Origin of the sequence: Sulfurihydrogenibium yellowstonense SS-5, from assembly GCF_000173615.1 — a bacterium.
Lineage (GTDB): Bacteria > Aquificota > Aquificia > Aquificales > Hydrogenothermaceae > Sulfurihydrogenibium > Sulfurihydrogenibium yellowstonense.
Genome location: NZ_ABZS01000168.1, coordinates 1 through 3,737, shown reverse-complemented (window position 1 = coordinate 3,737; position 3,737 = coordinate 1). Strand labels below are relative to the sequence as shown.

At 32.2% G+C, this 3,737-nt stretch carries 2 protein-coding genes and 2 pseudogenes; 3 read left to right on the top strand and 1 reads right to left on the bottom strand.

The genetic code is table 11. The features are described 5' to 3' along the window. Positions 1 to 187 (bottom strand): annotated as a pseudogene (locus SULYE_RS06870) (glucose-6-phosphate isomerase); the annotation flags it as partial. 102 nt (positions 188 to 289) lie between these two features. Between SULYE_RS06870 and SULYE_RS06865 the strand changes: the two are divergent. From SULYE_RS06865 to atpC, 3 genes and pseudogenes are all read left to right on the top strand, one after another. Continuing rightward, on the top strand, positions 290 to 1,891 hold the full coding sequence (locus SULYE_RS06865) for a PEGA domain-containing protein (RefSeq protein WP_007547877.1): 1,602 nt from the start codon (positions 290 to 292) through the stop codon (positions 1,889 to 1,891). A gap of 284 nt (positions 1,892 to 2,175) precedes the next feature. After that, positions 2,176 to 2,529, top strand: a pseudogene (locus tag SULYE_RS08605) (IS200/IS605 family accessory protein TnpB-related protein); the annotation flags it as partial. Between the two features lie 9 nt (positions 2,530 to 2,538). Next, entirely contained in the window at positions 2,539 to 2,943 is a 405-nt protein-coding gene (atpC, locus tag SULYE_RS06860; protein ID WP_007547876.1) for an ATP synthase F1 subunit epsilon, read from the top strand. Positions 2,944 to 3,737 lie beyond the last annotated feature (794 nt).

Sequence of the window (3,737 nt, the reverse complement as noted above, 5' to 3'; positions counted from 1 at the left end):
GTTTTTTAATTTCTTCCGTATGTTGATAAGGCAGTTTAGTAAAATAAAAGCTATTATCTCTCTCTTCTTTTATTTTCTCGTGTACTTCTTTTACAATTTCTTTATAAGCTTCAATCTCTTCAAATAAAATTCCATGTTTTTCACCAATAACATCTGACATAACGTTAGTAAAATCTATCTTTATCATGATAATCCCCCCTTGAAATGTATGTAAAATATTTTATGACAAAAATCAATTTTTTGTTTTATAATATGGTTAGCAAATATTAACTAAACTGAGAGGTGTGGTATGAGAAAAGGTTTATGGTTTATGGTTTTTCTTATCTTCTCGTCATTTATCCTTTCTTCTTGCGAAGGTAAAGGAAAAATTTCTATTCAAGAGCCAAAAAATGCAGATGTTTACATCAATGGGAAACATGTTGGAAAAACGCCTCTTGAATTGGAAATAAAAGAAGGTAGTTATGACATTACTGTGGCAACAACAGAATTTGATAGAGATACACGAAAGGGTGTTTGGGTTTATTATGATAAAACAACAAAATTAGTATTTAATCCAAAGCCAACCGGCATTCTTCAAGCAGACTCTATACCACAAGGTGCGATTGTTATGGAAGGAAGAAATTACATCGGTAAAACTCCGTTTAAAGAATATCTTCCTGTTGGAAAACATCTTATTATCTTTAAATACGGAGCTGTGGGTACTTCAAGAAAAGTAGTTATTGAATACGGAAAGACAACATCTATATTTGTAAACCTAACAAAAGCTGTTCTTCATCTAAACGCAAATCCGCCCGATGCTAAAATTTATGTAGATGAAAAAGAAATTGGAACTTCACCACAAAACGTTGAGCTTGATGAGGGTGTTCATAAAATTACTGTAGAAAAAGATGTATATAAAGATACTTTCACTATAAAAGTTAAAAAGGGTGATGAGTTTTATGTTAATTACACCCTTGAAGATGTTCAGCTTCCACCTGTTCAAGCTTATGGACCATTATACATGACAAAAGATTACAAATATTTTGTATCTTCAGGAAAAGCTGGAATTTATTTCTGGGATATAACAGACTTAAAACCACACATCTCTTTATGGGATCCGGAGGATATAAGAAACTTTGATAAATTCTCAACCTTTGCAATTTCTGACGATGGAAAATTCACAACCGCAATAAAACCTATCAAAGCACTTGCATACAAATATAAAGACATGAAAAATCCTGTAAAAATTCTTGTTTGGGACAATTCTACAGCCTCTGTAATTGTAAATAAAGTATTTGACGTAAATGCATTTTTAATTTCTTTTGGAAAAGATGGAAATAATGTATATGTCTTCTCCAAAGACGGTAAAGGATTTGTATTAGATGCTAAATCCGGCAATAAAATCAAAGATATTTCTTTAAATGAATCATTATCTGTTGTAAAAGGATATAACAACAAAATCTATGCAGGAACAGAAAGCGGAAAATTAATTGTATTTGATACAAATTCAGATAACATAGAGAAATCAGAAAATATATCCTCAGGAAGAATAAATGATATTCAGGTTTCTAAGGATGGTAAATATTTAGTGATAGCATCAAAAGAAGCTAAGGTCTTGAATTTAACTGACTTAAGCGTATTTAAAAATGTTTCATCTAATACAACCGTATTATCAGCTAACTTATCCCCATTAAACAGTAAAATTGCTTTAGCTAAGGCGGACAAAACTGTAGATGTTTACGATATCAATGGAAGTAAGCTTTATACAATTAGCAACCTTACAGCACAGCCAATATCTGTTATTTTTGCAACTGAAGAAATCACAATCACAGCATCTTCTGTAGAAAATCCAACAATTAACCTTTGGTACAATGGAAAATTGCTAAGAAAATGGGTTCAAACTATAGAGTAAAAAGCATTTAGCGGTTAGGTAAGAAGGTAAGGTGTCCTTTTACTTCTTGCCTCTCACTTATTACCTTTCACGTTAGTATGGTATAATTAAATTCTAAATACCTTGGGATGAGAAATTAGCAGTTTTTATAAATTAAAAAGGAGACCCTTCAGCTTTACTGCCTTAGGATGGTAGGGAAAGGTAAGCTTAAGAGAATTTTAAAACAGTCTCGTACAACAATTGCTATTTTCTATAAAAAAGTGTAAAATAATAAATCGTTATAGATAGAAAACTGTTAACTATAAAGTGGAAAGAGCAAGACAGCTACCCAACAACCTGTAAACCAATGGAAGGAACAGGTGAGGGGTCTGCCTACAGGTAGACATAAAAGCTGACAAGTTCTTTCCATAGCCTTAGCCTTCTGCTGTCTTGAAAGGTAGTATAAAGATCTTTCTCCCTTAAAACAAATAATCGTTTTAGGGGATTGGATAGCAGTGGCTAACAGGTTAGTTCCTGTGCTTGGTGGCAGGGGCTATGACACTTCCAAAATACCGCCTGTTGGGGTCGGAAGTGTCTGAAATGGCGGAATACAAATACCCCAACCCAAGCTGTACAAACTGATTTTTACATTTTTATACAGTTTTGTACAGTTTGGTTGACCAGGAAAAATGTATAGATTGGACGTAGTTACTCCAACCGGTAGTGTGTTTAGCGGTGATGTTTATCAGACGGTAATTACAACGGCTGATGGCGAAATTGGTATTCTTGAAAACCATATGCTACTACTTACAAATATAACTCCCGGAAAATTAAGAATTGAAAAAGCAGACGGAGAAGTAAAAGAGTTTGCAGTGACTTATGGTGTTTTAGATGTTAGAGGTGACAAGGTTATTGCTCTTATAGAAGAAGTTTTTGAACTTGATAAGATTAATGTTGAGGAAGAGAAAAAGCTTTTAGAAGAAGCTAATCAAAAACTACAAAACGAAAATCTTTCAGAAGAAGAAAAAGAACATTACGAAAAGCAAAGGTCAAGGTCGCAAGCCTTATTAGACCTTGCATCGGCTAAGGTTTAAATGAATGAGTGATTTGTAATTATTGAATAAGTGGAAGACAATAGGATAGAGATTATTTACTTGTCAGGCTGTTCCAAAAATCCAAATCGTCATTCTGAGCAAAGCGAAGAATCTCATGTTTTTCTTAATTTTTAAAAGAAAAAGACCTTTTAGCTTACAGCTTCAGAATGATAAGAAAAGGTAAACTTACAAAAATTTTACAGCATTTTCAATTTCCGCTTGACAGGTTAAAAATTTTTTTGTATATTTATATTAGCTTTTTAATTTTTTAACTGTACCTTGGCAATTGAATAGGTTAGCCCACACAAGCTTGTTTTACGTGAGAACGTGAAACGTGAGATGTGAGACGTTAGAGATTGGTTTATCAATATCTTAGTGATTTTTATCTGATTGTTTGATAGCTTAGTGAGATGATTTATAAGTCAGTGAAGTTAAAGTATTGGTAATATGATTTTATTTTTTGATGTTTGATTTAAGCTTAAGTAGTGATAGCTTGAAAGGAATTTTTTGAAAAGCAGTTATAAGTGTTTGTTGAATAGGATTTTTTGATTTTGAATTTTTTAATGCTTAAGTTATTGTTGATTTGAAATTTTTTGCTTTAGATTTTTTTTAAATCGGCAAGTTAAGGATTGATATTTGCAGCGGGCTTCTGAGTTTTAGGTTTTCAGTTGTTGGCTTGTGATGGGAAGTTAAAGGATAAAATATAATAATATATTTTCTGTATATCGAGGTTTGCGGAAAAAAATATCAACTTGCAGGTTTTTTAAAAGTTTGGTATAATAGTTGTTAGAATA

What these genes read in the sequence shown, in the direction of transcription:
- atpC (WP_007547876.1), top strand. Translation starts at nt 2,539, where the DNA reads ATGTATAGATTGGACGTAGTTACTCCAACCGGTAGTGTGTTTAGCGGT.
- SULYE_RS06865 (WP_007547877.1), top strand. Translation starts at nt 290, where the DNA reads ATGAGAAAAGGTTTATGGTTTATGGTTTTTCTTATCTTCTCGTCATTT.